Below are 25,259 nucleotides of genomic sequence, written 5' to 3'. Positions count from 1 at the left end.
GCTGCTCGCGGCCGTGCCGTTGGTCGCAATGCTGCACTTGGCCGACCACCGGCGATGAACGGCCGTTAACCTCTGGAGCCGGCAGTGTCGCCGGCAACGGAGGATGGCATGGAGATCGAGGGAACCGCGGCGATCGTCACCGGCGGTGCGTCCGGACTGGGCAACGCGACCGCGCGGGCGCTGGCGGCCCGCGGTGCGACCGTGCACGCGCTGGACATCAAGGTGGACGACGCCGAGCCCGTCGACGGCGTGACGTTCGTGGCCGCCGACGTGACCTCCGAGGACGACGTGCGGGCGGCCGTCGAGCGCGCCGCCGGCTCCGGCCGCCCGCTGCGGATCGTGGTCAACTGCGCGGGCATCGGCCCGTCCGCGCGCACCGTCGGCAAGGCCGGACCCCACCCGCTCGACCTGTACCGCAAGGTCATCGACGTCAACCTGGTCGGCACGTTCAACGTGCTGCGCCTGGCCGCCGCCGCCATGGGCGCGACCGAGCCGCTGGAGCACGGCCAGCGCGGCATCATCGTCAACACCGCGTCCATCGCGGCCTTCGACGGGCAGATCGGCCAGGTCGCCTACGCGGCGTCCAAGGCGGCCGTGGCGGGCATGACGCTGCCCGCCGCGCGTGACCTGTCATCGGTGGGCGTGCGGGTGATGACCATCGCGCCGGGCATCGTGGACACCCCGATGCTGGCGACCGTCTCCGAGGAGTTCCGCGCCGGGCTCGCGGCGGGCGTGCCGTTCCCGAAGCGCCTGGCCCTGCCCGAGGAGTACGCGCGGCTCGCCGTGGCGATCGTGGAGCACGACTACCTCAACGGCGAGGTGATCCGGATGGACGGGGCGCTGCGGATGGCGCCCCGCTAGAGGTCGCCCGCGAACGGCAGCCCGGCCATGGCGTCCGAGGTCATCCACTCGCGCAGCGCGTGGGTGGCCCGGACGTCGTCCTCGTTGTACTCCAGCAGCCGCCGCCGCTGCGCCGGGTCCGGTGGCGCGCCGTCCATGCCGACCGCGTCCCGGTACCAGCGCATCGAGTTCTCGCCGCCCGCCTCCGGGTCGCGCCACGCGAAACCGGCGACCGGCGCGATCGTCTTGAGCCCCTTGCCGTGCGCGCACAGGAACTGCTCCTGCACGATGCCGAACAGGTCGACCCACGAGTCGGACGAGATGAACTCCCGCACCTGCGCCGCGGTCGGGATGCCGGGCCTGCCCTTGAACCGCTCCGCCGAGCCGAGCAGCCAGCGGTTCTCCGCCAGCTCGTTGTAGCAGTAGGCGCGGAACGACAGGCCGCGTGCCCGCGCCCGCGCCCGGACGCCGGTGAGCCAGCCCCAGAACTCGGCGAACGAGCGGGCCTCGTCGTCGCACGGCAGCGGGTCCCACGTGGCGAACGCGCGGTAGCCGGGCTCCTCCCCGATGTCCGCGCCGGACAGCCACGAGCCCCACATGTACGCGCCGAGGTCGCCGAAGCTCTCCATGTCCACGTCGACCTCGACGTCGGCGCGCGGCACGTCCAGGCTCGGCATCCGGCGCACCACGGTGAGGTCGCGCAGCCACGCCCGCGCCAGGACCACCGCGTCCGCGTAGGGCATACCCACCAGCGGCGTGACGGGTTCGGCGTGCGGCTCCAGCCGGGCCAGCTCGTCCACCGTCGACACACCGGCCTTGCGCAGCGCCGCGGCGTCCTCACCACGCACCACGAGGCTCACGTCCCGCGCCGACCGCAGGTCCGCCTCGCACACCGGCCACCACGGGCACGACCGGCACTCCACGATCCGCGACGCGCGGGCCAGCGGCTCCGCCCCGGTGGCCGCCGCGGTCGCCACGGCCAGCCGGTCGGAGAACCGGGAGTCGTACTCGGCGAGCGCGGACCGCCCGCCGGGCCAGGTGGGCGCCTCCAGGTCGTGCCACACCACCACGTCGCCGTCCATGCCGACGACACCGCCGTAGGACCGGCCGGGCGCGGCGTGCCCGGCGGCCTGGAGCTGCCGCCGCGCGTGCGCGAGGCGGAGCTGGTCGCGGGGCTGCGGCCGGACCTTGCGCAGCGGGTCGACGCGTGCGCCGCCGGGCAGCGGGTCGGCCAGCGGCGAGGTGCGCGCGCCGCTGCCGGGGTCGGTGACCTTGTGCCGCACGACGAGCACCGGCACGTACCCGTCGGCGTCCTTGACCAGCAGGTCGATGCCGCCACGCCGCCCGCCGCGCGGGTCGCGGGGCAGGGCGGCGCCCCAGATGTACCGCGCGCCGGCCGCCATCGCGGAGGCGGTGCCGCGCTCGCGGTCGGCCGTCGGCGCGTCCGCCGGGATCTCCACCAGTTCCGAGCCGACCACCCGGGCCAGGGCCGCGGCGACCGAGCGGCGGTGCTCGGTGGCGTCGGCCTTGCGCAGCTGCCCGGTGGGGTCCGGCGCGGCCTTGGGGGCGTCTCGCATGGCTGGATCGTGTTCGAGGTGCACCCGCCGCCGGCAACGAGTGACCACGCCGGCGTCCAGCAGCACCTGGGAAGTCACGGCTGAAAGGGTATGCCGCCCCGGTGACGCTTGTACCGGCAACCTGATGGTCGGTACTCGATCTTTTGTGCGGGACCGGCCGCGGACCTCTAGGGTGCGGTCAGGAGGTGGCACGACGATGGCACGCGAACGGAGCAAGGGCTTCACGCCCGGCCGGGCGAAGAACCTGGTCGGAGTGGCGAAGGTCGTGGCACCCGCGTTGATCCCGGTGGTCGCGCCGCTGGTGGCGCGCGCGGCGGCGGAGGTCGGCGACCGCTACGACCGGTACCGGGCGCGCCGCCTGGGCGTGCCGGTGGGTGACCTGGCGAACTACACGGGTCGGGGCGCGCGGCTGCACGCGCGCATCGCGGGTTTCACGTCACCCCTGGGTGAACTGCGGGCGGACGACGCCGCGTACGTCGAGCGCACCGAAGCGCGGCTGGCGCAGCTCACGGCCGCGGTGCGGGCGTCCGAGCGGATGCCCGCGCCACGCCGCAAGGCCGCGCACCGCGCCATCGGCGCGGACCTCGACGCGCTGGAAGCGGAGCTGCTCAGGCGTCTCGGCGTGACCTGACCAGCTTCTCCACCGTGCGCAGCGAGGTCTCCTCGGGTCCGCGGGCGACCTCGTCCATGACCTCGGCCACGCGTTCCTCGCGCCGGATCAGCGGGTCGCTGCGCAGGTCACGTGCCAGTGACACGCACAACCCGACCATGACCGCCGCGAACGGCAGGGCGGCGATGATGGTCAGGTTCTGGAGACCCGTCAACGCGTTCGAGCCGCCGACCAGCAGCATCACCGCCGCGACCGCGCCGGTCAGCACGCCCCAGAACACCACGACGCCCTTGCCCGGCTCGATCGATCCGCGCTGCGAGAGCGTGCCCATCACCACCGACGCCGCGTCCGCGCCGGACACGAAGAAGATCGCCACCAGGAGGATCACCAGCACGGCCGCGACACCGGCCAGCGGGAACTGGTCGAGCATCGCGAACAGCTGGCTCTCCGCCGACGACTCGCCCGCCAGGTCCGCGCCCTCCCGCTGGAGGTGGATGGCGGTGCCGCCGAACACGCAGAACCAGATCAGGCTGACCGCGCTCGGCACGCCGATCACGCCCAGCACGAACTGCCGGATGGTGCGGCCCCGGCTGATGCGGGCGATGAACATGCCGACGAACGGCGTCCACGAGATCCACCACGCCCAGTAGAAGATCGTCCAGCCGGACAGCCACGTCTCCGCCGCCGCGCCGCCGGACGCGGCGGTGCGGCCCGCCATGTCCGCCAGGTCGCGGAAGTAGTCGCCGATCGCGGCGGGCACCAGGTTCAGCACGAACACGGTCGGCCCGACCACGAAGACGAACGCCGCGAGCACCACCGCCAACACCATGTTGATGTTGGAGAGCCACTGGATGCCCTTCGCCACGCCGGACACGGCGGAGGCGACGAACGCCACCGTCAGCACCGCGATGATGCCCACCAGGACGGCGTTGCCGACGCCCCAGCCCGCCATGGTCAGGCCGCTGCCGATCTGGAGCGCGCCCAGGCCCAGCGAGGCGGCCGAGCCGAACAGCGTCGCGAAGATCGCGAGCACGTCGATGGCCTTGCCCGCGGGCCCGTTGGCCCGGCGCTCACCGAGCAGCGGCGCGAACGCCGCGCTGATCAACTGGCTGCGCCCGCGCCGGAAGCTGCCGTACGCGATGGCGAGGCCCACGATGGCGTAGATCGCCCACGGGTGGACCGTCCAGTGGAACAACGTGGTGGCCATCGCCGTCTGGAGGGCCGCGTCGGTGTTGCCCTCGACCGTGCCCGGTGGCGGTTTCACGAAGTGTGAAAGCGGTTCGTTGACGCCGTAGAACATCAACCCGATGCCCATACCCGCGCTGAACATCATCGCGATCCACGACACCGTCTTGAACTCGGGCCGCTCGTCGTCGCGTCCCAGCGGGATGCGGCCGTACCGGCTGATCGCGAGCCACAGCGCGAACAGCACGAAACCCGAGGCCACGAGCACGAACGCCCAGCCCAGGTTCCCGATGACCCAGTTCAGGGCAGCCTTGGAGGCCCTGGCGAGCGAGTCGGTGCCGAAGACGCCCCAGACCACGAACGCGAGCGTCACACCGGCGGCGACACCGAACACGACGCGGTCGGTGCGTGCCGGCCGCGGTGCCGCCGGCTGGCCGGGTAGGGGCTGGTTGACGGGATGTCGCGGGGTTTTCACGCGTAGCCCGTACCCCCTTTCGGAGCAGTCCAAACCACCGCTTCGCCCATGCCCCTCGCTCGTCGGGTCGTTGTTCTCCTACGCTCGGTGCATGACCCGACGTCCGGCACCGACCCGCCTCGCGCGGGCCGCTCTGCTGGCCGTGACGTCGACCGCGCTCAGCGTGGCCGCGCACGGGGTCGCGGGTGGCGGGTTCACCGAGTTCGCGCCCGCGCTCCCGCTGACCGCCCTGGTCGCCCTCGCGGGCACGGCGCTCGCCGAGCGCGGGCGCAGCCCGTGGACCGTCCTGGCCACCCTGGGCGTCGCCCAGCTCGGCCAGCACACCCTGCTCAACCTGGGCAACCACGCCGCCGGCCACCCGGAACCGGCGCTCGGCCCGGTGGCCATGACCGCGGCCCACGTGGTGGCGGCACTGCTCACCGGCCTGCTGCTGGCGCGGGCGGACCGGGCGTTGACGGCGCTGGCCACGGCCGTGGCCCGGCTGGTACCGGTGCGGTGCGCGCACGTCCCCACCGCGCACCGCGTGAGCACGCCGGCGGGGCCCGTGGCGGTGGACAAGCCGACCTCGGTGCTGCTGCGGCGCGTGCACGGTCGTCGCGGCCCCCCGCCGGTCCTGATCACCCGAGTCGGATAACACACCCCTCTGGCATCAGGAGCCACAACTTCATGTCGACGAATCGTTCCGGCGTGCGCGCGCTCGCCAAGGGCGGCGCCGTCCTCGCGACCGCCGCCGTCATCGCCCTGGGCACGGCGGGCGCCGCGTCCGCCCACGTCAGCGCCTCCACCCCGGGCCCGGCCGTGCAGGGCGGGTACACCAAGGTCACCATCCGGGTGCCCAACGAGCGGCCCAACAGCGGCACCGTGAAGGTCGAACTCGCGCTGCCCGCCGAGTACCCGCTCGCGTCGGTCAGCACCAAGCCCACCCCCGGCTGGAAGGCCGAGGCGATCAAGGGCAAGCTCGACAAGCCGGTGCAGAGCCACGGCCGCGAGGTCACCGAGGCCGTGCGCACCATCGTCTTCACCGCGGACCCGGGCGTGAAGATCGAGCCCGGTCAGTTCAACGAGTTCGACCTGTCCATCGGACCCCTGCCGGACAACACCGACAAGTTCGTCATCCCGGCCAAGCAGACGTACGACAACGGCGAGGTCGTGGACTGGAACGCGCCGCCGCCCGCCGAGGGCGGGGCCGAGCCGGACAAGCCCGCGCCGGTGCTGAAGCTGGTCCCGAAGACCGGCGGCGACGACCACGGCGGCGGCACGGCCGAGGCCGCGAAGACCGACGACCACGCCGAGGCGGCGGCCGGCGGCACCGACGACACCGCCCGCTGGCTGGGCGGCGCGGGCCTCGCGGTCGGCGCGCTGGGCCTGGGCTTCGGGGTCGGGGCCGTGCTGCGGTCGCGTCGCGCGGGCAAGCCGGCCGCATGAGGCGCGTGTTCTCGCTGCTGGCCGCCGCGCTCCTGGCCGGCGGCCTCGCGGTCGTCGGCGCGGGCACCGCGTCCGCGCACAACGTGCTGGTCAGCAGCGATCCCAAGGACGGCCAGTCACTGGAGACCGGTCCCGCGGAGATCACCCTGGTGTTCGACCAGCCGGTGCAGGCGGGCGACAAGTTCAACACGATCAGCGTGCAGGCCCCGGACGGCACCCGCTGGGAGGACGCCGCCGACCCGGTCGTCCGGGACAACTCGGTGATCTTCAAGGTCCGCACGCTCGGCCCGGCCGCCGAGTACCGGGTGGACTACCGCATCCTGTCCGCCGACGGGCACTCGGTGACCGGTGACCTGAAGTTCACCACCACCAAGGAGGGCGGCGGCACGCCGGCGCCCACCGCCGCGGCGGAGCAGGACTCGGGCGGTGGCGGCGGCGTGCCCATCTGGGTGTGGATCGCGGGCGCGGTCGTGCTGCTCGGCGGCGGCGTGTTCTTCGCGCTGCGCGGTGGCGGCAGGGAGCCGGCCGGCCGGTGACGACGAACCGGACCACCGCGGCGACCGACCGGTACCGGGTGCTGGTCGGTCTGCTCGCGGGCGGCGCGGCGGGGGTGTTCCTCGCCCTGGGCCTGTCCACCACGCCGGTGGACGTCGGCGTGGCCCAGCCCGCCGCGGTGGTCCGGTTCGCCCACCCGCTGCTCCGCACGTTGCTGGACCTGGCGGCCACGGCCACCGTCGGGCTGAGCCTGCTGCCCAAGCTGCTCGGGCCGTCCCGGCCGAACCTGACCGAGCCGGTGCTGCGGGTGGCCCGGCCGGCGGCCGTGGTCGCGGCGGCGGTGTGGGTGCTCGCGGCCCTGCTGTCCATCGTGCTGCGGGCCTACGAGACGCGGCCGGACGTGGCGCTGACCATGGGTTCGGTCGTGGACTACGTCCAACGCGTCGGCGCGGGCCAGGGGTTGTTGTTCAGCGCCGTGTGCGCGTTGTGCTCGCTGGGTGTCGGCGTCGTCGCGGTCCGCCGGGGCGAGGCCGTGCCCGCCGAGCTGCGCATCCTGGTGTCGATGTTCGGCATCCTGCCGCTCCCGGTGACCGGGCACGCGGCCAACTGGGAGTACCACGACTACTCCATGATCTCGATGGAGCTGCACGTGCTCGGCGCGGCGGCGTGGACCGGTGGGCTGGGCGCGTTGATCGCCCTGGTCGCCCACCGCCGCGGCCTGCTCGCCGAGGCGTTGCCGAAGTTCTCCCGGCTGGCCACCGCGGCCCTGCTCGCGGTGTCGGCCACCGGCTTGTTCAACGGCCTGCTGGAACTGGCCCTCAACCCGGTGCACAGCCTGCCGGGTTCGCTGTTCACCACGTCCTACGGCCTGATCCTGCTGGGCAAGGTGGTGTGCGCCGGGGTGCTCGCGTTGTTGGGCGCGCACATCCGGTGGCGGCTGCTGCCGCACATCGCGCGGCACCGCGCCACGGCGTTGATCGGGTGGGCGGCGGTCGAGCTGACCGTCATGGGTGTGGCGTTCGGCCTCGCCGTGGTGCTCTCCCGCGCGCCGGTGGCCTAGGAGCCGTCCCCCGAGCCGGAGCGCGGCCCGGCCCCTGTCGGCGCACGCGTCGGTGAGCGGACCGTTCGGAGCGCCGAGCTGCGCTGAACGGCCTAGTCGGTGATCAGTCGCGCGGTGGGGTCCTCGCGCAGCCGGCTCAGCCGGTCCATCGCCCGGTGGCCGCGGCGGTCCAGCTCCGCCGCGTCGATCCAGCCGTGCGCGTAGTACCGGTAGTCCTGGGCGAGCTTGACCAGCTCGGCGAGGTAGTCGGCGGACCGGCGGCGGCGGTCCTCGTCGAACGACGCCAGCAGCGGCAGTTGCGTGTCCACGACCTCGTCCAGCATCCGCGCGGCCTTCAACGCACGTCTCGCGCGCCAACGCCGCCCACCCACCAGCCTTGCGATCACGCGCACACCTCACCGCACTCGTGCGTCCCCCGTCGCCGCGTGTGTCGTGTGAGGGGGGCTCGGTGTTACCGGTTCGTACGCACGCCCCGAAGCCTTCAGCGGTAAGGGGTCCAGGGTGTCGTGGTGTCGCCCGCGCGCAGGGCCGCGAGGCGGCGGCGCAGCTCGCCGCGGACCCCGGGGTGGCTGCGCAGGATCGGCAGGACGCTGGTGGTGAGCTTCAGCTCCCGCACGTCCCGCAGCACCGCGAAACCCGACCACCGCGTCACGTCGAACCCGTACACGCCGGCCAGCTGCCGGTACCAGCGCTCGGGGTGGCCGAACCGCGCCACGCCGACCGGCAGGGTGCTCAGGTCCCACTCCCGCGGCCCGACGCTGGTGGAGTCGAAATCGCAGATCACCGGTCCGCCGGGGCTGGGGATGAGGTTCCCGGGGTGCGCGTCGCCGTGCAGCACGCCCTCCGGCAACGCGGTGCGCAGCCCGATGAGCCGGTCCGCGAGCACCGCCAGGCGCTCCTCCAGGAACTCCCGGTCCGGCGCGGACAGCTCCTCGGCGTCGGCGATGCGCTTGCGCACGTCGTCCAGCGGCGACCAGCGGGGCAGCTCGAACGGCGGCGGTGGCAGCGCGTGGATGCGGCGCAGCAGCACGCCGAGGTCGTGCCCGTCGACCGGCGGACCGCCGGCGGGGACGGTGTGCCAGATCGTCGCCAGGTGCCCGCCCACCGCCAGGGGCTGCGGGAAGTCCTCGACCAGCCGCACCGCGGGCACGTCGTGCCCGGCCAGCCACCGGGCGACGCGCACCACCTTCTCCGCGCGGTGCCGCAACGCCATCGACCCGACGATCCGCACCACCACCCGGTCGCCGGGCAGGTCGAACACCGCGTTGGAGGTGAACTTGACCAGTGTCGCGCCCTGGTGCGCCAACCCCAGTTCGGCGCACAGCCGCTCCAGCACCGCGGTCAGCGCGGTGCGGGTGAACCTGCCGTCCAGCCCGACCCCCGGGCTCAGGCGGCGCTGTCGTTGCCGGTGAACCTGGCGACCCGGTCGGCCAGCTCCCGCGCGTCGGGGTTGTTGCGGCGCTTCTCCGCCTCGACCTGCAACGGCCGCATCCGGTCCTTGGTGCGCACCGACTTCAGGCCCTCGGACAGGTCGATCGCCTGCCGCCCGATCCGCGCGCCGTGGTCGATGTCGCCCTGCAACAGGTGGTTGATGGACAGCGAGGTGAGGTTGAACGAGCGGCTGCGGCTCATGTCCTCGCCGTAACCGCCGATCGCCTTGGACAGCGCCGGGATCGCGATCCGCGTGTACTTGGTGTCCACGGTCTGCGCCAGCTCGGTGTGCACCGTGCCGATCATCGCGGACAGGTCGTTGGCGTCGAAGAACTTCGCCCACGCGGGCGCTTCGCTGATGTTGGCCCGCGCGAACTCGTCGCGGGCGCGGCCGAGCAGCTTGAGCGCCTGGTCGTCGGAACCCATCTTGGCGTAGGCCCACGCCTCGTTGGCGCACAGGATGCCCACCGCCAGCTCGGAACCGGAGTTCTGCGCCGCGAGCTGGCCGAGCTGGAACACCTTCAACGCGTCGTCCGGCGCGTTCTGGTGCAGGTAGACCCGGCCCATCCGGTACAGGATGTTCGCGACCAGCTCCTCCTTGCGGCCCTGCTTGGCGAGCCCGAGGGCCTGCGCGAAGTGCGTGCGCGCCGAGTCGTACAGGCCGGTGTCGAACGACGTCCAGCCGGCCAGGTTGTGCAGGTCGGCGAGGGCGACGTAGAGCCGCTCCTTCACCAGGTCCGTCGCGTTGGCCCCCAGCATCTGCTGCCCCCACGAGAGCTGGGCGACGACGGCGTCGCGGCACGAGCCGCCGCCGTACTGGTAGTCCAGCGTGCGCAGCGCCCTCGTCGCCGCTTCGACCTGGCGGACGTCGGTCATCCCGATCCGGCCGGGAGCGGGCGTCTGCGCGGGCGACGAGGCCCAAGACCCGGAGTCCGTGCCGAACACGGCCGCGCCGACGGTGATGGCGGCGGCGTGCGCGAGGAACTTCCTTCGCTTCACCGACTCGTCCTCCTCAGACTGGGGTGCCTCCGCGGTCGCGGCCACCCGCACTGCCGTGGCCTCGTCGTAGGCGAGGCCCATGTACCCCCTGGGGACGCCCAGTCCCTGCGCGATCCTGGCCAGGACGTCGTAGGCCATGACCTGACGACCCTTGAGGATCTCGGAGACCTCGGACTGCGACTGGCCCGTCAGCGCCGCGATCTGGCGCTGGGACACGCCGTGCCGCCGGAGCAGCCGGTACACCGAGCTGATCTCCCGCCTGGCCAGCGCGTCCCGCATCTCCTGCTGGTCCCAGACGTCTGGTGTAACAGGAGAGCTTTGCGAACCGATGGTGTTCAATTGCGCCCCCTCACAGTCCCTTGGGCGTCAACGGCAGACTAGGGGCACTCCCCCAAGTGCAGGAAGTGTCGATCGGCGAGGCTGATCGGCCCTGCCGAACTCCGTTGACCGCTTACCGTGGAACGGGCACCGGCCAGCGCTGTGACGTCCCGATCCGGGTTGAATCATCGCAATCTGGGTTCCGGTAAGCGAGCGAGTACGGAGAGGAACCCGGCAGTGGACCTGATCGAGCGGGCGCCGACCACCCCGAGTGGTTCGGCCGCGCACGTCGCCACGGCCGCCTCCCCGTCCTCTCCGACTGTCCGGGAGTCGACCGACCTCGACTCCGGATGGCGCGGCTCGACCGGGCAGCGTCGCTGGTGGCGGATCCGTTGCAGCGACGTGGTGGACCGGGAGCGCTGCCTCACCGTGCTGGTCGACCGGGGCCACGTGGTCCTGGTCGGCCCGCCGGGTGAGACGGCGGTCCTCTCGGCCGACCAGCTCGGGCAGCTCAGAGCCGCGCTACGCGAAGCCGCCGAGCAGGCGGAAAGGTGACGGTGACGTTTCGGTGGACGAGATCCTCGGACAAGTTCTTCGCAACGCGGTGTGGGAACGGCTGGACCTGCTCACCGAGCTGGCCAACGAGGCCGACGCCCCGTCCCTGCTCTCGGTGGCGCGGTCCGAGCTGCCCCGCCTGACCGAGGGCTGGCGGGCGTTGCTGGCGGCCCACGAGCCGGACGAGAAGGGCAACTGCCCGGAGTGCTCGGGCCGGTGGCGGCAGCAGAAGAGCCCGTGCTCGGTGTGGCGGGCGGCGTACGAACACCTGGTCGCGGGCGGCCTCGCCCCGCGCCCGGCTCGACACCTGCGCTCGGCCCCGGTGACCCCTCCGGTCACCCGGACGCGTCGCGCGGCGGTGCTGCGAGCCCACTGACAGGCGGGCCCCGACCTGTCGTTCCCCCGACGCGACACGGTCGAGCACCCGCCTACTGGCCGGCGGTCCGGGACGAGCGAACCCCCGACCGCGACGAACGGACCGCCGGCCGGCCAACCACACACAGACATCCGCGGGCCGGTGTTGTGCACACCTTCCCTCCCCGACCGACACCGGTCCGCGGGCACCACGTCGGCCCCGGTGCCCGCTCCTCCCGCGCGGGCACCGGGGCCGTTCGGCGTTCAGCGGTGGGTGCCGGTGCGCCAGGTCAACGCGCCGACGGCACCCGGGAACACCCGCCCGAACACCTCGAACGCCTTGAGCTGCCAGGGGAACACCCGCTCGGCGCGGTCCCGCTCGACGGCGTCGGCGATCTCCGTCGCGACCCGGTGCGGCGACACGGTCGGGATGAGCCGCGCGATGGCGGGTACCCGTTCCTCGGCGCCGGGGTTGTTGACGAAGTAGTCGCTGGTCACCTTGCCCGGCACGACCTCGGTGACGCCGACGCCCGTGCCGCGCAGGTCCAGCCGCAGGGCGGCGGTCAGGCCGCGCAACGCGTAGCGGGCGGCGGCGTACCCCGTCGCGCCCGGCCACGGCAGCCGCGACACCGGCGAGTTCACGGTGACCACCCGACCGCTGCCGCGTGCCCGCATCCCGGGCAGGAACTCGCGGGTCAGGTGCAGCGCCGCGCCGAACGGCACCGCGGTCATGGCGGTCAGCTCGTCGTGCGGCGTCTCGTCCAGGAACAGCCACCGGCCCGCGCCGGCGTTGTTGACCAGCACGTCGGGCGTGCCGTGCGCGGCACGCACCTCCTCGGCCAGGGCCCGGACGCGGTCGACGTCCGCCAGGTCGGCCGGGTGGGTGAACGCCCGCCCGCCGAAGTCCCCGATCCGCCCCGCGACCACGCCGAGCGCGTCCGCGTTCCGCGCGACCAGCACGACCACCGCCCCGCGCCGCGCGAACACCTCCGCCGTCGCCGCGCCGATGCCCCGCGACGCACCGGTGATCACCGCCGTCCGCCCTGCCAGCCGCACCCGTCGCTCCTCCTCCTCGGCGGCACGGCGTGCCGCCGCCACCACGCGGGTGATCGCCGGATCGCCGTCCTGGATCGGCGAGCGGTCGGGTCGGCGGTCCGGGCGCACCCGCCTCAACGTGAAACCGATTCGGATCGTAGGCGTGTTGCGGCCTGTCCGGAAGTGCGGACGCCGCCGAGCGGGCACTATGGAATCCCGCAACCCACCGAGCAGGAGTCGCCGTGACGAGTACGACCCCGCTGCGCCGGCAACCGGTGCAGCAGCGCAGCGCCAAGCGCGTCGAGCGGATGCTCGAAGCCTGTGCCTCGCTCATCGAGGAGGTCGGCTACGACGGGGTGACAACGACACTGATCGCCGAACGCGCCGGGGTCGCCGTCGGCTCGCTGTACCAGTTCTTCCCCGACAAGCGGGCCGTCGTGCAGGCGCTGACCATGCGCAACCTGGAGAAGTTCATCCAGACCATCGACGGCCGGTTCTCCACCGCCGCGCTGGACCACTGGTGGGACGCCGTCGACTCCATCTTCGACGTGTACGTCTCGATGCACCGCGAGGTGCCCGCGTTCAGCAAGCTGCACTTCGGCGACGTGGTGGACCTGCGCCTGCTGGACGACCGCCGCGACAACAACACCGTCATCTCCGACCGGATCGCGGAGATGATCTCGACCAAGTTCGACATCCCGCTGGTCGAACTCCAACTGCCGATCTCGATCGCGGTCGAGGCGGCGGACGGCGTGCTGAACCTCGCGTTCCGCAAGGACGCGGCGGGCGACCCGCGCATCCTGGCCGAGGCGAAGGCGATGGTGCGCGGCTACCTGTCCACGCGCCTGCCCGACTAGCCGAAGGACCTGCCCTCGCCGCGGTAGGTCGGCTCGGTCCGCACCACCGCGTCGCCCACGACGACGTGGTAGTGGCTGAACCGCTCGGCCGGCTCGCCCGCCTTGGCGTGCCGCAGCCACACCCGGTCGCCGGGCGCGAGGGCGTCCGCGGCACGCCCGGTGACCGGGGTCTGCACCTCGCCCGCGCCCTCCAGCGCGGTGAGCCGGAGACCGCGGGGCAGGTACGGCGTGGGCAGCCGGTCGGGCGTGGCGGTGCCGGACGCGACGTACCCGCCGGCGAACAACGTGGCCACGCCCCGCGCCGGCCGCCGCACGACGGGCAGCGCGAACAACACCGCGGGCCGCGGGTGGAACCGCCGGTAGCCGTCGAACAGGGTGGGCCCGACCAGGCCGGAACCGGCGGCCAGCTCCGTGACCGCCGGGTCCGCGCCGCTCAGCTCCAGGCTGCCGGTGCCGCCGCCGTTGACGAACTCCAGGTCCGCCGACCGCCGCACGGCCGCGACCGCCGCGGCACGCCGCGCCACGAGTTCGGCGGCGGAGTGCCGCTGGACCCAGCGCAGGGCCGCGCCGAGCAGCGGCTTGCCGGGCGGCGCGTCGCCCAGGCCCGCGACCTGGCCCTCGTAGGCCATCACGCCCACCAGCCGGAACCCGCGCCTGCTCGCGATGCGGTCGGCGAGCACGCCCGCGTCCCGGGCGCGGTGGACGGGCGAGCGGCGGGGACCGATGTGGACACCGGGCGCGGGTCGCCAGGACACGTCGAGTTCCAGGCACACCCGGATCTCCGGGTGCGCGTGGCCGAGCGCGGCGGTGACCAGGTCGAGGTGCTCGGTGGAGTCCACCACGAGGGTGACGCGCCGGCGGGCGGTCTCGTCCCGCGCGAGCACGCGCAACGCGGCGCGGTCGGTCGTGGGGTACGCGACCAGCAGGTCCTCGCTCACGTCCAGCTCCGACAGCCACAACGCCTCGGCCAGCGAGTAGCACATGACGCCCGCGTAACCGGGCTGGGCGAGCACGCGCTCCAGCAGCCAGCGGACGCGCACGGACTTGCTGGCGATCCGGATCGGCTTGCCGCCCGCGCGGCGGGCCAGGTCACGCGCGTTGTGGTCGAACGCGTCGAGGTCCACCACCGCGAACGGCGGGTCGAGGTCCGCCGTCGCGCCGTCCAGCCGGGTTCGGGGCCGCATGTCCTCACGGTACTTGAAAGGTGAAATGTATTCACCTACGGTGCGTGGATCACGTCACACCGGAGGTGGGCACTTGGGCACGCCGTGGACGAACTGGGCACGCACGGCGTCCGCGTGCCCGCACCGCGTCGAGCACCCGGCGAGCGCCGACGAGCTGAGCGCCGTCGTCGCCGGCGCGAGCGCCATCCGCCCGCGCGGCAGCGGCCACTCGTTCACCGGCATCGCCGTCGCACCCGGCGCGGCCCTGGACCTGGACCGGTGGACCGGCGTCACCGAGGTGTCCGGTGAGCTGGTCACGGTCCGCGCGGGCACCACCATCCGGCAGCTCAACGCCCAGCTCGACGTGCTCGGCCTGGCCATGCCCAACCTCGGCGACATCGACGCCCAGACCATCGCGGGCGCGACCGCCACCGGCACCCACGGCACCGGCGCGCGGCACGGCGGGCTCGCCACCCGCATCGCCGCGATGGAGGTCGTGCTCGCCGACGGCGAGGTGGTCCGCTGCTCGCCCACCGAGCGACCCGACCTGTACGACGCGGCCCGCGTCGGCCTCGGCGCGCTCGGCGTCGTCAGCACCCTCACGCTGCGCTGCGTGCCCGCGTTCGTGCTGCACGCCAGGGAGAGCCCGGCGCGGCTCGACGCGGTGCTGGAGGAGTTCGACCACCTCACCGCCGTGGAGGACCACGTGGAGTTCCACTGGTTCCCGCACGGCGACCACGTCATCCTCAAGCGCAACAACCGGGTGGACGAGCCGCCCGCGCCGCTGTCCGCGCTCCGCCGCTTCTACGAGTACGAGGTCCTGGAGAACGGCGCGTTCGGCCTGGTCTGCCGGATCGCGCGGACCGTGCCCGCGACGACCCGCGGCCTGAACCGGCTGTGCGGCAGGCTGGTCTCCGAACGCGTCTACCGCGACGTGTCGCACCACGTGTTCGTCACCCCGCGCCGGGTCCGGTTCGTGGAGTCGGAGTACGCCGTGCCGCGGGCCGAGCTGCACGGCGTGCTGCGCGAGCTGCGCTCGGCGGTGGCGAAGCTCGACCACGGTGTCGTCGTCCCGGTGGAGGTCCGCGTGGCGCAGGCCGACGACATCTGGCTGTCCACCGCGCACGGCCAGGACACCGCGTACATCGCCGTCCACCAGTACCTCGGGATGCCCTACCGCCGTTACTTCGACGCGTTCGAGCGGATCGCGACGGCGGTCGGCGGACGGCCCCACTGGGGCAAGCTGCACACCCGGACCGCCGACACCCTCGCACCCGCCTACCCGCGCTTCGCGGACTTCCGGGCGCTGCGCGCGCGGCTCGACCCGACCGGCAAGTTCGGCAACGCGCACCTGGACCGCGTGCTCGGCTAGAACGCCTCGGCCACCGGCGTCGGCCCGGACACCAGCTCGTACACGTGCCCCGCCGTGCCCGGTCGGTCCAGCAACGCCACCAGCACCGCCGCCACGTCGGCACGCGGCACGGCGCCGGACACCGGCCCCTCGGACAGCTCGACCCGACCCGTGCCCGGTTCGTCGGTCAACCGGCCGGGTCGCAGGATCGTCCACGCCAGCGGCCGGGACCGCAGGTCCTCCTCGGCCGCGCGCTTGGCCGCGAGGTAGGCGTCGAACACCTCGTCACCGGTCACCCGGTCCAGGCCGATCGCGCTGATCTGCACGAACCGCGCCACACCCGCCGCTTCGGCCGCCGTCGCGAACAACACCGACGCGGCCCGGTCCACGGTGTCCTTGCGGGCCACCCCGCTGCCGGCACCCGCGCCCGCCGCGAACAACGCGGCGTCCGCACCCCGCAGGGCCTCCGCCACCTCGTCCACGGACGCCCGCTCCAGGTCGCACAACACCGGCGACGCGCCCGCGGCACGCACGTCCGGGAAGTGCGCCGGGTCGCGCACCAGCGACACCACCTCGTCACCGCGCCCGGACAGCAGCCCGGACGTCAGCAGGGCGATCTTCCCGTGCCCACCTGCGATCACCACGCGCATGGGACGACGGTAGATCAGGACGCCGTCGCCAGCAGCTGCTCGTACACCAGTTCATTCACCCAACGGGTGGTCGCGGTGTCCTCGACCGGCACGGTCTCGTTGCGGCCGGCCACGTCGGTCGACAGGTCGCAGTCCTCGTCGGCGAGCAGCACCGACACGCCGTACCGGCGCACGCGCGGCAGGCAGTTGCCCAGGTAGTCGTGGGTGAGCGCGACCGAGGCGGGCAGCACCGCCGCGGCGTTGCCGAACCGGGCGAACGGCACGGCCGACGCGAGCGCGGTCCGCCAGTGGCGTGCCACGGCCAGCACGCCCACGATCCGCACGGCGGCGGGCGGCACGCGGCCGTCCATTTCCGGCCACACCCAGGTGGACACCGTGGTGCGGTCGGGTTCGGGGCCCGCGCCGAGGCAGACCCGCTCGGCGTGCGCGTCGGGCACCAGCTCGGCGACGACGGTCACCCGGCGGCCCATCAGCACCATCTCGGGGAGCACCACACCGTGCCAGCCCAGGCGCAGCGCCGCGGCGGCGGCCAGGTCCTCCGCGGGGCCGGGCAGTTCCGGGACCGGGATAGCGGTGGACGTCAGCGCCCGTGCCTCACCGGTGTCCGCGATCCGTGCTGGTGTGCTGCTCACGCCAGGGCCTCCTCGGCAACCACGGCGGGACGGGGCCCACCGCGTTTCGACTCGTGCTCTGCACTAGAGCTACCACCCGGGCCGGCCCCGACCCCCCGGCTCGCGGACCCCCTGCGATCGACGGCCCCGAGCCATCGGTGACCGGTCGATACCGCTTGACGGGAGTTCGGCCCGGCGATGCTGCCGTCCGGGTGACACCGGCCGCCGCAAACCCCCCGAAAACGTGCTCAGCGTGCACAACGCCCCCACGGGCCGGCCCCCGAAGTGACGCGCGCCACCACACGCCCCACCACCCGACCGACCGCTCATCGCCCGAAACCGACCGACCGCCCCGCACCACCCGCTCGGCGCACACCGGACCCGGTCGTCCGGCGGGACCGGCCCCCCGGACGATCCCGCCGGACGCCTACCGCGCGGCGGGTGCCACCACGGGACCCGCCACCGCGCCCGGACCGCCGACACCCCCAAGACGACGGGCCGGCATCCGCAACTATGCCGATCGGACCGATCCGACCACTCCGGATGCGTGTGGTCAGTTGTGGTCAAAGCACGCGCAAGCCGTGACTCGGGGCCACCGCACCCGTGCCGACGCGGCGCTTCACCACGGCCGGACGGCCTGCACCCGCTGGATGATCTCGTCCGCCCGCGGGTCGGAGAGCTGGTCGTACAGCTCCCACGCCCGCTCACGCGCCGCCCGGCCGGGCTGCCCGACCGACTCCAGCAGGTCCGCCTGCCGCAGCAACGCGCCCGCCTCGCCCCGCCGGTCGCCGCCGCGCCGGTACGCGACCAGCGCCCGCCCGGCCGCGTGCACCGCCTGCGCCGCGTCGCCACGCGCCTCGAACACGTCGGCGAGCTTGAGCCACGCGCGGCCCTGGCCGTCGAACACCTCCAACGCCTCGTACAGGTTCAACGCGGCGCGGACCTCCTCCTCCACCGCGTCGCGGCCGGTGGCGCGCAACGCGTCCACCCGCCCGAGCAGGACCTCCGCCGTGCCCTCCTCGTCGCCGACCTCCGCGAAGATCCGCAACGCCTCCTCGGCGTGCGCCAACGCCTCCTCCGGCCTGCCCTCGTCGACGGACAGCAGCACCAGGCCGGCCAGCGCCCACGCCTGCCCGTGCCGGTCCTCGCGCCGCCGCCGCACGGCCAGCGCGTACTCGTACCGGGCGCGGCTGGCCTCGAACGACCGCTGCTGGTGGAACGCCTCCGCGAGGTTCGCGGACACCCGCGCGTCGGCCTCCGCGTCCAGCGCGCGCCGCGCCGCGCGCAACGCGGCCTCGTGCGTCTCCAGCCACACGCCGAGCGGCTTGCGCACCTGGAGCCAGTCCCACAGCACCACGGCGAGCTGCCACGCGGGCGTCCACTGCCGGTACCGGTAGGCGAGCCGGATCATCGGCGCGAAGTTGTCCGACTCGGCGTCGCACCAGGCCAACCCGGCCAGGTCGGACGTGAACCGCCACGGCTCCACGCCCTCCGACGCGCGGGGCAGCGCGAACGGGACCGCCCGGTGCGGCGCCAGCACGCGCCCGGCGGCACGGGCGGTGTGCACGTACCACTCGATGAGCCGCCGCACCGCCGCCGCGCGCGCCTCCTCGGTCTCCTCGGCCAGCGCGCGTTCCGCCGCGTACGCCCGCAGCAGGTCGTGCAGCCGGTACCGGTCGGCGGCGCACGGCTCGACCAGGTGCACGCTGGTCAGCTCCTCCAGCACCCGCAGCGCGGCGTCCTCCGGCAGACCGGTCAGCGCCGCCGCCGCGCCGACGCCGAAGTGCGCGCCCCGGTACAGCCCGAGCAGCCGGAACACCCGCGCCGCCCGGTCCGGCAGCTCCCGGTAGGACCACCCGATCACGGCCCGCATCGCGGTCGACCGGTCGCCGGTGTCCAGGCTGTCCAGCCGCTGCCGCTCGTCGTCCAGCCGTGCCGCCAGGTCGTGCGCCGCGTGCCGGGGGTGCCGCGCGACCCACTCGCCCGCGATCCGCAGCGCGAGCGGTAACCGGCCGCAGCGCTCGACCAGCCGGTCCAGCGCCGCCGCGTCCACCTCGGCGCCGACCACGCCGCGCACCAGCGCGGCCGACTCGTCCACCGACATCGGCCGCACGGTGACCCGCGTGACGCCGGTGCGCACGGCCAGCCCGGTCAGCTCGCGCCGCGACGTGACCAGCACGGTGCACGAGCCCGCGCCGGGCAGCAGCGGCTCGACCTGCTCCACGTCCGCCGCGTTGTCCAGCACGATCAGCACCCGCCTGCCGTCCAGCGCGGACCGGAACGTGGCGGCGCGCTCGGCCAGGCCCGGCGGCACGTCCCGCATCCCGAGCGCGGCCAGGAACTCCTCCAGCACGTCCGCCGGGTGCGCGGGCCGGTGCGCGGCCGAGTAGCCGTGCAGGTTCGCGTACACCTGGCCGTCCGGGTAGTCGTCCTTCACGTCGTGCGCGACGCGCAGCGCGAGGCTGGTCTTGCCGATGCCCGGCGGGCCCTCCACCACGACCACCCGCGGCGCGCCGTCGGCGCCGCCCGGGTCACCGCCGATGGCCGCGCGCAGCAGCTCCCGCTCCTCGGCCCGCCCGACGAACGGGTTGACCACGGCGGAGAGCTGCGCGGGTCTGCGGCGCAGGGTGGCGATCAGCCTCCCGCCCGCGCCCAGGGCGCGGTCGACCTGCTCGGCGAGGTCGAGCTTGGGCGCGCGCCGCCCGCGCTCCACGCCCGCCAGGTGGCTCGGGTCGTAGTTGGTGTGCTCGGCCAGCGACCGGAACGACCGGCCCTGCTCCTCCCGCAACGCCTTCATCAGCTTGCGGAACGTGTCGTGCTCACCGGTGCTCAGCATCGGACGACCGCCGCGTAGTACGGGTAGCGCGTGGCGGGGCAGTCGCCGTGCGGCCACGACGGCACGGGCACCAGCCCCGGTGCCACGGGCTCGCCGGGCGGCAGCAGCGCCGCGACCTCCTGCCGCGTGCGCAGCGTCGGACCGCCCGGCCACACCGCCGCCACCGCGTGCAGCACCGGGTCGGTGTCCGCGCTCGGGTGCGACAGCACCAGCAGGCTGCCCGGCGCGAGGCGCGAGCAGTATGCGGTCACCACGCCGCGCGGGTCGTCCGCGTCCCGCACGAACTGGAGCACCGACACCATCAGCACCGCGACCGGGGCCGTGAAGTCCAGCCCCCGCGCCGCGCCCAGCACCGCGTCCGCCCGGCGGCAGTCCGCCTCGACCGCGGTGACGCCGTCCATCCCCTCGACCGCCAACGTGGTGTGCGCCACCACTTCAGGATCCACGTCCACGCACACGGTGCGGCAACCGCGATCCCGCACCAGGGCGAACACCGAGTCGTCGCGGGGCGCGCCGCACCCGATGTCCAGGAACTGGCGCACGCCCTCGGCCAGGCAGAACCGCGTGGCGCGGCCGAGGAACGCCCGGTTCTCCCGCGCCAGCCGCGCGGGCGCGGAGGACAGCCTGCCCACCTCGGTGAGCAGCCGCCGGTCCGGGTCGAAGTTGGCGATGCCGCCCAGGAGGCCGTCGTACACGCCGGCCATGGTCGGTTCGCCAAGCTCACTGCTCACCGCTCAACCCTGGCGACCGGCGGTGCCACCGGCAAGCACCGCGCCCGGTTGTCACACCAACTCCGCAACCCCGTCGATCGGACGCCGCCGACCGGACCGGTTCGTGTACCCGCAGCGGAGTAACGGACGTCACAGGGCGACCGCGGCCGGGCCGCCCCGGACCGACCGGCCACCCGGACGGGGGTGGCCCGGACGAGTGGTTGTGGCGTTCAACCGTCCAGGGCGAACTCCGGCTCGGCCGCCGCCAGCCGCGGCACCGGGACGCCCAGCCGCCGCGCCTCCGCCAGGGCGTCCCGGCAGATCACCCGCGGCTCCTCGGCCGCGGGGTCGGCGTGCGCCGCGAAGTTCGCGCGCACCGGGGGCACGTGGTCGAGCAGCCAGGCGAGCGCGGTCGCCGTGAGCCAGGCGGGCGCGCGGTACGGCAGCACGCCCGCCCGGTGCCGACGCAGGTCCACGCCACGCGCCGCCACCAGCGGCAGCAGCTCGCGGACGGCGAGGTGGGCCTCGCGCAGGTCGTGCCGCGCCCCGATCAACCCGGCCAGCGAGCCCACCCGCAGGCCCTGCGAGTGCAGCCCCGCGTCCGCCGCGAAGTGCAGCCACAGCCACCCGCGGAAGTCGGGCTCCTCCCGCAGCCGGAACCCGGCCGTGCGGAACGCCTCCCGCACGGCGCGCTCGCGTTCCGTCGGCGGCGTGCCGAAGGTGCCGAAGACCACCGACCGCAACAGCATCCCGCGCAGCACGCCGTCCGCACCGAAACCACCGCCCGCCTGCGGGAAGCCCCAGGCGACCCGGTCCGCGGGCAGGCTGCCGACCGCGGTCGCCGGCTCGGCCCAGGTGTTGCCGAAGACCAGCGCGGTGGCGTTGCCGAGGCGTGGCGCCAGGAAGTCCGCCGCGGCCGTGAGGCGGTGGTGCGGCACGCTCAGCACGACCAGGTCGAAGTCGTGGTCCGGCGTCAGCTCCTCGCGGAAGCGCACCGGCCACCTGCGCACGACGCGCTCACCCCGCACCCGGCGTCGCCGCAGGTCGAACAGGTCGAGGTCCACCGCTCCCCCGTACGCCGCCGCGCGGCCCGGCCGGACGTAGAACTCGACGTCGTGCCCGGCGCGTTCCAGCGCCCAGCCGTACACCGTGGCGATCACACCTCGACCGAACATGAGAACCCGCAAGCCGCACCCCGCCCGCAGTAGGACCGGAACCGATCTCCGCTCCTGCCAGTGTGGCCGCGATCGCGGGGCGGGCGCGGGCGGCGGCTGTGATCAACACCACCGGCCCGACCGCCGTCGACGGACCGGCGCAGTGGTCCGAGTCACACGGAATCGGGGTCAAAAAACCCGGAACAGCAGTAAGGCCCCGCCGGAGCGGGGCCTTACCGTTACCACCTGTACCGGACCACTTACTCGCGGTCCGCAGGGTTGATTTCCATCAACCCGCTATGTGTGGGCGAGGGGGGAGTTGAACCCCCACGTCCTTTCGGACACACGGACCTGAACCGTGCGCGTCTGCCATTCCGCCACTCGCCCGGAGCGACGTGGAGAACACTAGCACGGCCCACGTCCGGGTTACCAATTGCCCCGTGTACCGGCACGTCACCCCGGATACGATCGGGGTCGGAAGTCGACCGAGTCGGAGGGTTGCCGTGGGCCTCGTACAGCGCTTCGAGCGCCGTCTCGAAGGCATCGTCGGCAACACCTTCGCGCGTGTGTTCGGCGGCAACGTCGTCCCGCAGGAAGTGGCGCAGGCCCTCGCGCGGGAGGCGGAGGTCAACATCCGCGAACTGGCGGGTGGGCGGCTGTTGGCACCGAACCACTACCAGGTCCTGCTGGGTCCCCAGGACCACGATCGGCTTGCCGGTGACGGCCAGGATGAACTACGCATCACCCAGCTCCTCGGGGACTCCATCCGAGAGCACCTCGATGAGAGCGGATGGGATACCTATGGTGACGTCGTAGTCTCCCTGGAGCGCTCCGACGCGCTGCACACCGGACAGTTCCGAACCAGCTCGTCCGTCGACCCCGATGTGAAAGTTTCCAGCCGACGGTCAGCACCACCTCGCACAGGAGACGGATCCATGAGCCAGCCTCCCGGCTACGGACAAGGACAGGGCCAGCCCGGCTACGACCCCTACGCGCAGGGCGGCTACGGCCAACAGCAGCAGCAGGGCTACGACCAGGGCTACGGCCAGCAGCAGCAGGGTTACGACCAGGGCTACGCCGGCGGCCAGCAGCAGGGTTACGGCCAGCAGGGCTACGACCAGGGCTACGGCCAGCAGCAGCAGGGCTATGACCAGGGTTACGGCCAGCAGGGCTACGACCAGGGCTACGGCCAGCAGCAGCAGGGTTACGACCAGGGTTACGGCCAGCAGGGCTACGGCGGCCAGCCCGGTTACGACCAGGGCTACGGCCAGCAGCAGGGCTACGGCCAGCAGGGCTACGACCAGGGCTACGGCCAGCAGGGCTACGGCGACCCCGCCCAGGGCTACGCCCCGCCCGCCGTCCAGTCGGGCCCGCGCCAGCTCAACGCGACCCTGCACCTCGACGACGGCTCGAACCGCACGTACAACCTGAAGCAGGGCGGCAACGTGGTCGGCCGCGGCCAGGAGGCGGACTTCCGCCTGCCCGACACCGGCGTCTCCAGGAGGCACCTGGAGATCACCTGGGACGGGCACAGTGCCATGCTCGCTGATCTCGGTTCGACAAACGGGACCACGGTGAACGGCACTCCGGTGCAGACTTGGCAGCTCGCGGAAGGCGATGTCGTCCGCATCGGCCACTCCTCGCTGGTCTTCCGCACCCAGGGCTAGTTGGTCGAGACGGGCGAAGGCGTGACGGCACTCAAGGCAGGAGCGGTTACAACCGGTGCCAGAGCTGGTGATGCAGCTGACCAGAGCGGGTTTCCTCGTCCTGCTCTGGTTGTTCGTGTTGGCTGCGCTGAGGGTGGTCCGGTCCGACCTGTACGCGGCGTCGGGGCTGCGCGTTCCGACGCCCGGCCTGCGTAGAGGGGCCAAGAAGGCCGCGAAGGGGAGCAAGGCGCCCCGCCAACTCGTCGTGACGCACGGCGCGCTGGCGGGCACCCGCATCTCCCTGGACGGCAGGCCGATCCTGATCGGGCGCGCGGACGACTCCACGCTCGTGCTGGACGACGACTTCGCGTCGACCAGGCACGCGCGGCTGTCGATGCGCGGCACCGACTGGTACGTGGAGGACCTGGGCTCCACCAACGGCACCTATCTCGACCGGGCGAAGGTCACGGCCCCACTCCGGGTCCCGCTCGGCTCCCCGATCCGAATCGGCAAAACGGTGATCGAGCTGCGCTCATGACCCTCGTCCTTCGATACGCGGCCCGCAGCGACCGGGGCCTGGTGCGTTCCAACAACCAGGACTCCGTGTACGCGGGTCCCCGCCTGCTCGCGCTCGCCGACGGCATGGGCGGCCACGCCGCGGGCGAGGTGGCGAGCAAGGTGGTGATCGCCGCCCTCGCACCGCTGGACGACGACGAGCCGGGCGACGACCTGCTCGGCCAGCTCCGCGACGCGGTGATCGCCGGCAACGGCGCGATCTCCGAGCTGGTGCAGTCCGACCCGGACCTCGACGGCATGGGCACGACGCTCACCGCCGTGTTGTTCGCCGGTTCCCGGCTGGGCATGGTGCACATCGGCGACTCCCGCGCCTACATGCTCCGCAACGGCACGTTCACGCAGATCACGCACGACGACACGTTCGTGCAGTCGCTGATCGACGAGGGCCGGATCACCGAGGAGGAGGCCGCGACGCACCCGCAGCGCTCGCTGCTGCTGCGCGCCCTCACCGGCCACGAGGTGGAACCGCGCCTGATGGTGCGCGAGGCCCGCCCCGGCGACCGCTACCTGCTGTGCTCCGACGGCCTGTCCGGCGTGGTCAGCCTGGAGACGCTGGACGAGGCGATCCGCATCCCGGACCCGCAGGCGTGCGCGGACCGGATGATCGAGCTGGCGCTCAAGGGCGGTGGACCGGACAACGTGACGGTCGTGGTCGCCGACGTGGTCGACGTGGACTTCGGCGAGGACGCCCCGATAGTGGGCGGCGCCGCCGGAGACGGCAGCGACGACGCACCGCCACCCGACTCGCCCGCCTCGCGGGCGAGTTCGATAACGGGGCCCCGACCGGTCCCGCCGCGCCCGGAACCGCCGCAGCCGCCACCGGACCCGCGTCGTCGGCGCGGCACGCGGCTCAAGGCGCTCGGCCTGGTCGTGTTCCTGCTCCTGCTGCTGGCGGCGGCCGGCCTGGGCACCCGCTGGTACGTCCTGCGCCAGCACTACGTGGGCGTCGGACCGGACGGCGAGGTGTCGGTGTTCCGCGGCGTGCCGGGCAGCGTGCTCGGCTTCGACCTGCACGCGCTGGTGGAGGGCTCCTGCCCGCCCGGCGCGCAGGCGTGCGAGCCGATCACCGTCGACGACCTGAAGGTCTCCATGCGCGACGTGGTCCGCAACGGCATCACCGACGTGGACGGCCTGGAGGAGACGCGGGAGGCCATCCGCCGCCTGCGCACCGAGCAGACCCTGCCGCTGTGCCCCCGGGACCAGCCGACCACCACCACACCGACCACCACCACACCGGTGGACCCGTCGGCCACCACCACGGCGCCGACGACCACCACCTTGGAGGGCACACCGCTGCCCTCGCTCGCGCAGAAGCCGGGCACTGATTGCCGGAAGGGTCAGTAGGC

Annotated in this window: 25 protein-coding genes and 1 tRNA gene; 13 read left to right on the top strand and 13 right to left on the bottom strand. The window is 73.6% G+C overall.

Translation table 11 applies throughout. The features are described 5' to 3' along the window. Positions 1–108: 108 nt before the first annotated feature. Complete coding sequence (locus KZQ38_RS20245) at positions 109–861, top strand: SDR family NAD(P)-dependent oxidoreductase (protein ID WP_219443697.1); 753 nt, start codon at positions 109–111, stop codon at positions 859–861. On the opposite strand, the gene KZQ38_RS20240 is transcribed toward KZQ38_RS20245, so the two are convergent. Continuing rightward, on the bottom strand, positions 858–2,495 hold the full coding sequence (locus KZQ38_RS20240) for a TM0106 family RecB-like putative nuclease (protein WP_219443696.1): 1,638 nt from the start codon (positions 2,493–2,495) through the stop codon (positions 858–860). The genes KZQ38_RS20245 and KZQ38_RS20240 overlap by 4 nt on opposite strands. A gap of 118 nt (positions 2,496–2,613) precedes the next feature. Here KZQ38_RS20240 and KZQ38_RS20235 point away from each other — a divergent pair, with 118 nt between their 5' ends. Beyond that, a complete protein-coding gene (locus tag KZQ38_RS20235; RefSeq protein ID WP_219443695.1) occupies positions 2,614–3,048 on the top strand; it encodes a DUF6474 family protein in 435 nt (144 codons plus the stop codon). On the opposite strand, the gene KZQ38_RS20230 is transcribed toward KZQ38_RS20235, so the two are convergent. Further along, positions 3,026–4,687 carry a BCCT family transporter gene (locus tag KZQ38_RS20230; RefSeq protein WP_219443694.1) on the bottom strand — a complete coding sequence of 554 codons (1,662 nt, stop codon included), beginning with the start codon at positions 4,685–4,687 and terminating at the stop codon, positions 3,026–3,028. The genes KZQ38_RS20235 and KZQ38_RS20230 overlap by 23 nt on opposite strands. Before the next feature lie 91 nt (positions 4,688–4,778). On the opposite strand from KZQ38_RS20230, the gene KZQ38_RS20225 reads away from it, so the two are divergent. The 4 genes from KZQ38_RS20225 to KZQ38_RS20210 are packed head-to-tail and all read left to right on the top strand — an operon-like array spanning position 4,779 to position 7,667. Next, complete coding sequence (locus KZQ38_RS20225; protein WP_219443693.1) at positions 4,779–5,321, top strand: hypothetical protein; 543 nt, start codon at positions 4,779–4,781, stop codon at positions 5,319–5,321. A gap of 32 nt (positions 5,322–5,353) precedes the next feature. Next, a complete protein-coding gene (locus tag KZQ38_RS20220) occupies positions 5,354–6,112 on the top strand; it encodes a YcnI family copper-binding membrane protein (RefSeq protein WP_219443692.1) in 759 nt (252 codons plus the stop codon). Further along, a complete protein-coding gene (locus tag KZQ38_RS20215) occupies positions 6,109–6,648 on the top strand; it encodes a copper resistance CopC family protein (protein ID WP_219443691.1) in 540 nt (179 codons plus the stop codon). Before KZQ38_RS20220 ends, KZQ38_RS20215 begins: the two co-directional genes overlap by 4 nt. Beyond that, positions 6,645–7,667, top strand: coding sequence for a CopD family protein (locus KZQ38_RS20210; protein ID WP_219443690.1), 1,023 nt, complete (start codon positions 6,645–6,647; stop codon positions 7,665–7,667). Before KZQ38_RS20215 ends, KZQ38_RS20210 begins: the two co-directional genes overlap by 4 nt. 92 nt (positions 7,668–7,759) lie before the next feature. On the opposite strand, the gene KZQ38_RS20205 is transcribed toward KZQ38_RS20210, so the two are convergent. The 3 genes from KZQ38_RS20205 to KZQ38_RS20195 all read right to left on the bottom strand — a co-directional run bounded on the left by KZQ38_RS20205 (position 7,760) and on the right by KZQ38_RS20195 (position 10,376). Next, positions 7,760–8,053, bottom strand: a complete 294-nt coding sequence (locus KZQ38_RS20205; RefSeq protein ID WP_308258498.1) for a hypothetical protein — start codon at positions 8,051–8,053, stop codon at positions 7,760–7,762. A gap of 95 nt (positions 8,054–8,148) precedes the next feature. Beyond that, on the bottom strand, positions 8,149–9,039 hold the full coding sequence (locus tag KZQ38_RS20200) for an aminoglycoside phosphotransferase family protein (protein WP_219444002.1): 891 nt from the start codon (positions 9,037–9,039) through the stop codon (positions 8,149–8,151). A gap of 14 nt (positions 9,040–9,053) precedes the next feature. Then, positions 9,054–10,376 carry a helix-turn-helix domain-containing protein gene (locus KZQ38_RS20195; protein ID WP_257901813.1) on the bottom strand — a complete coding sequence of 441 codons (1,323 nt, stop codon included), beginning with the start codon at positions 10,374–10,376 and terminating at the stop codon, positions 9,054–9,056. Positions 10,377–10,652: 276 nt separating this feature from the next. On the opposite strand from KZQ38_RS20195, the gene KZQ38_RS20190 reads away from it, so the two are divergent. Both KZQ38_RS20190 and KZQ38_RS20185 read left to right on the top strand, forming a co-directional pair. Next, positions 10,653–10,970 (top strand): hypothetical protein, encoded by a 318-nt coding sequence (locus KZQ38_RS20190; RefSeq protein WP_219444031.1) that lies wholly within the window; start codon positions 10,653–10,655, stop codon positions 10,968–10,970. Between the two features lie 13 nt (positions 10,971–10,983). Beyond that, complete coding sequence (locus tag KZQ38_RS20185) at positions 10,984–11,346, top strand: hypothetical protein (protein WP_121001034.1); 363 nt, start codon at positions 10,984–10,986, stop codon at positions 11,344–11,346. A gap of 242 nt (positions 11,347–11,588) precedes the next feature. On the opposite strand, the gene KZQ38_RS20180 is transcribed toward KZQ38_RS20185, so the two are convergent. Beyond that, on the bottom strand, positions 11,589–12,488 hold the full coding sequence (locus KZQ38_RS20180; protein WP_308258497.1) for an SDR family NAD(P)-dependent oxidoreductase: 900 nt from the start codon (positions 12,486–12,488) through the stop codon (positions 11,589–11,591). Between the two features lie 113 nt (positions 12,489–12,601). On the opposite strand from KZQ38_RS20180, the gene KZQ38_RS20175 reads away from it, so the two are divergent. Then, positions 12,602–13,216: a TetR/AcrR family transcriptional regulator gene (locus tag KZQ38_RS20175; RefSeq protein WP_219443688.1), complete on the top strand. Its 615-nt coding sequence runs from the start codon at positions 12,602–12,604 to the stop codon at positions 13,214–13,216. On the opposite strand, the gene KZQ38_RS20170 is transcribed toward KZQ38_RS20175, so the two are convergent. Then, on the bottom strand, positions 13,213–14,400 hold the full coding sequence (locus tag KZQ38_RS20170) for an amino acid deaminase/aldolase (RefSeq protein ID WP_219443687.1): 1,188 nt from the start codon (positions 14,398–14,400) through the stop codon (positions 13,213–13,215). The two genes, KZQ38_RS20175 and KZQ38_RS20170, sit on opposite strands and share 4 nt — an antisense overlap. A gap of 73 nt (positions 14,401–14,473) precedes the next feature. Here KZQ38_RS20170 and KZQ38_RS20165 point away from each other — a divergent pair, with 73 nt between their 5' ends. Continuing rightward, positions 14,474–15,751 carry a D-arabinono-1,4-lactone oxidase gene (locus KZQ38_RS20165; RefSeq protein ID WP_443706242.1) on the top strand — a complete coding sequence of 426 codons (1,278 nt, stop codon included), beginning with the start codon at positions 14,474–14,476 and terminating at the stop codon, positions 15,749–15,751. Here the strand turns inward: KZQ38_RS20165 and KZQ38_RS20160 are convergent. The 6 genes from KZQ38_RS20160 to KZQ38_RS20135 form a co-directional block, all read right to left on the bottom strand. Next, a complete protein-coding gene (locus KZQ38_RS20160; RefSeq protein WP_219443685.1) occupies positions 15,748–16,380 on the bottom strand; it encodes an NAD(P)H-binding protein in 633 nt (210 codons plus the stop codon). The two genes, KZQ38_RS20165 and KZQ38_RS20160, sit on opposite strands and share 4 nt — an antisense overlap. A 14-nt stretch (positions 16,381–16,394) precedes the next feature. Continuing rightward, positions 16,395–17,012 (bottom strand): hypothetical protein, encoded by a 618-nt coding sequence (locus tag KZQ38_RS20155; protein ID WP_219443684.1) that lies wholly within the window; start codon positions 17,010–17,012, stop codon positions 16,395–16,397. A gap of 598 nt (positions 17,013–17,610) precedes the next feature. Then, entirely contained in the window at positions 17,611–19,827 is a 2,217-nt protein-coding gene (locus KZQ38_RS20150) for an ATP-binding protein (protein WP_219443683.1), read from the bottom strand. Then, on the bottom strand, positions 19,821–20,558 hold the full coding sequence (locus KZQ38_RS20145) for an SAM-dependent methyltransferase (RefSeq protein ID WP_219443682.1): 738 nt from the start codon (positions 20,556–20,558) through the stop codon (positions 19,821–19,823). The genes KZQ38_RS20150 and KZQ38_RS20145 overlap by 7 nt, the downstream gene beginning before the upstream one ends. A gap of 209 nt (positions 20,559–20,767) precedes the next feature. After that, positions 20,768–21,724, bottom strand: a complete 957-nt coding sequence (locus KZQ38_RS20140; protein ID WP_219443681.1) for a ketopantoate reductase family protein — start codon at positions 21,722–21,724, stop codon at positions 20,768–20,770. 271 nt (positions 21,725–21,995) lie between these two features. After that, positions 21,996–22,078: transfer RNA gene (locus KZQ38_RS20135), tRNA-Leu, on the bottom strand. Between the two features lie 116 nt (positions 22,079–22,194). Between KZQ38_RS20135 and KZQ38_RS20130 the strand changes: the two genes are divergently transcribed. The 3 genes from KZQ38_RS20130 to KZQ38_RS20120 are packed head-to-tail and all read left to right on the top strand — an operon-like array spanning position 22,195 to position 25,257. Further along, positions 22,195–23,358, top strand: a complete 1,164-nt coding sequence (locus KZQ38_RS20130; protein ID WP_219443680.1) for an FHA domain-containing protein — start codon at positions 22,195–22,197, stop codon at positions 23,356–23,358. Positions 23,359–23,413: 55 nt separating this feature from the next. Further along, on the top strand, positions 23,414–23,875 hold the full coding sequence (locus KZQ38_RS20125; RefSeq protein WP_219443679.1) for an FHA domain-containing protein FhaB/FipA: 462 nt from the start codon (positions 23,414–23,416) through the stop codon (positions 23,873–23,875). Continuing rightward, positions 23,872–25,257, top strand: coding sequence for a PP2C family protein-serine/threonine phosphatase (locus KZQ38_RS20120; RefSeq protein ID WP_219443678.1), 1,386 nt, complete (start codon positions 23,872–23,874; stop codon positions 25,255–25,257). Before KZQ38_RS20125 ends, KZQ38_RS20120 begins: the two co-directional genes overlap by 4 nt. The last annotated feature ends 2 nt before the right edge of the window (positions 25,258–25,259 follow it).

The sequence above is a fragment of the Saccharothrix obliqua genome (assembly GCF_019375475.1).
Classification (GTDB): Bacteria; Actinomycetota; Actinomycetes; order Mycobacteriales; family Pseudonocardiaceae; genus Actinosynnema; species Actinosynnema obliqua.
The sequence above is the reverse complement of the archived record's forward strand: the minus strand, read 5'-3'. Positions and strand labels throughout refer to the sequence as shown.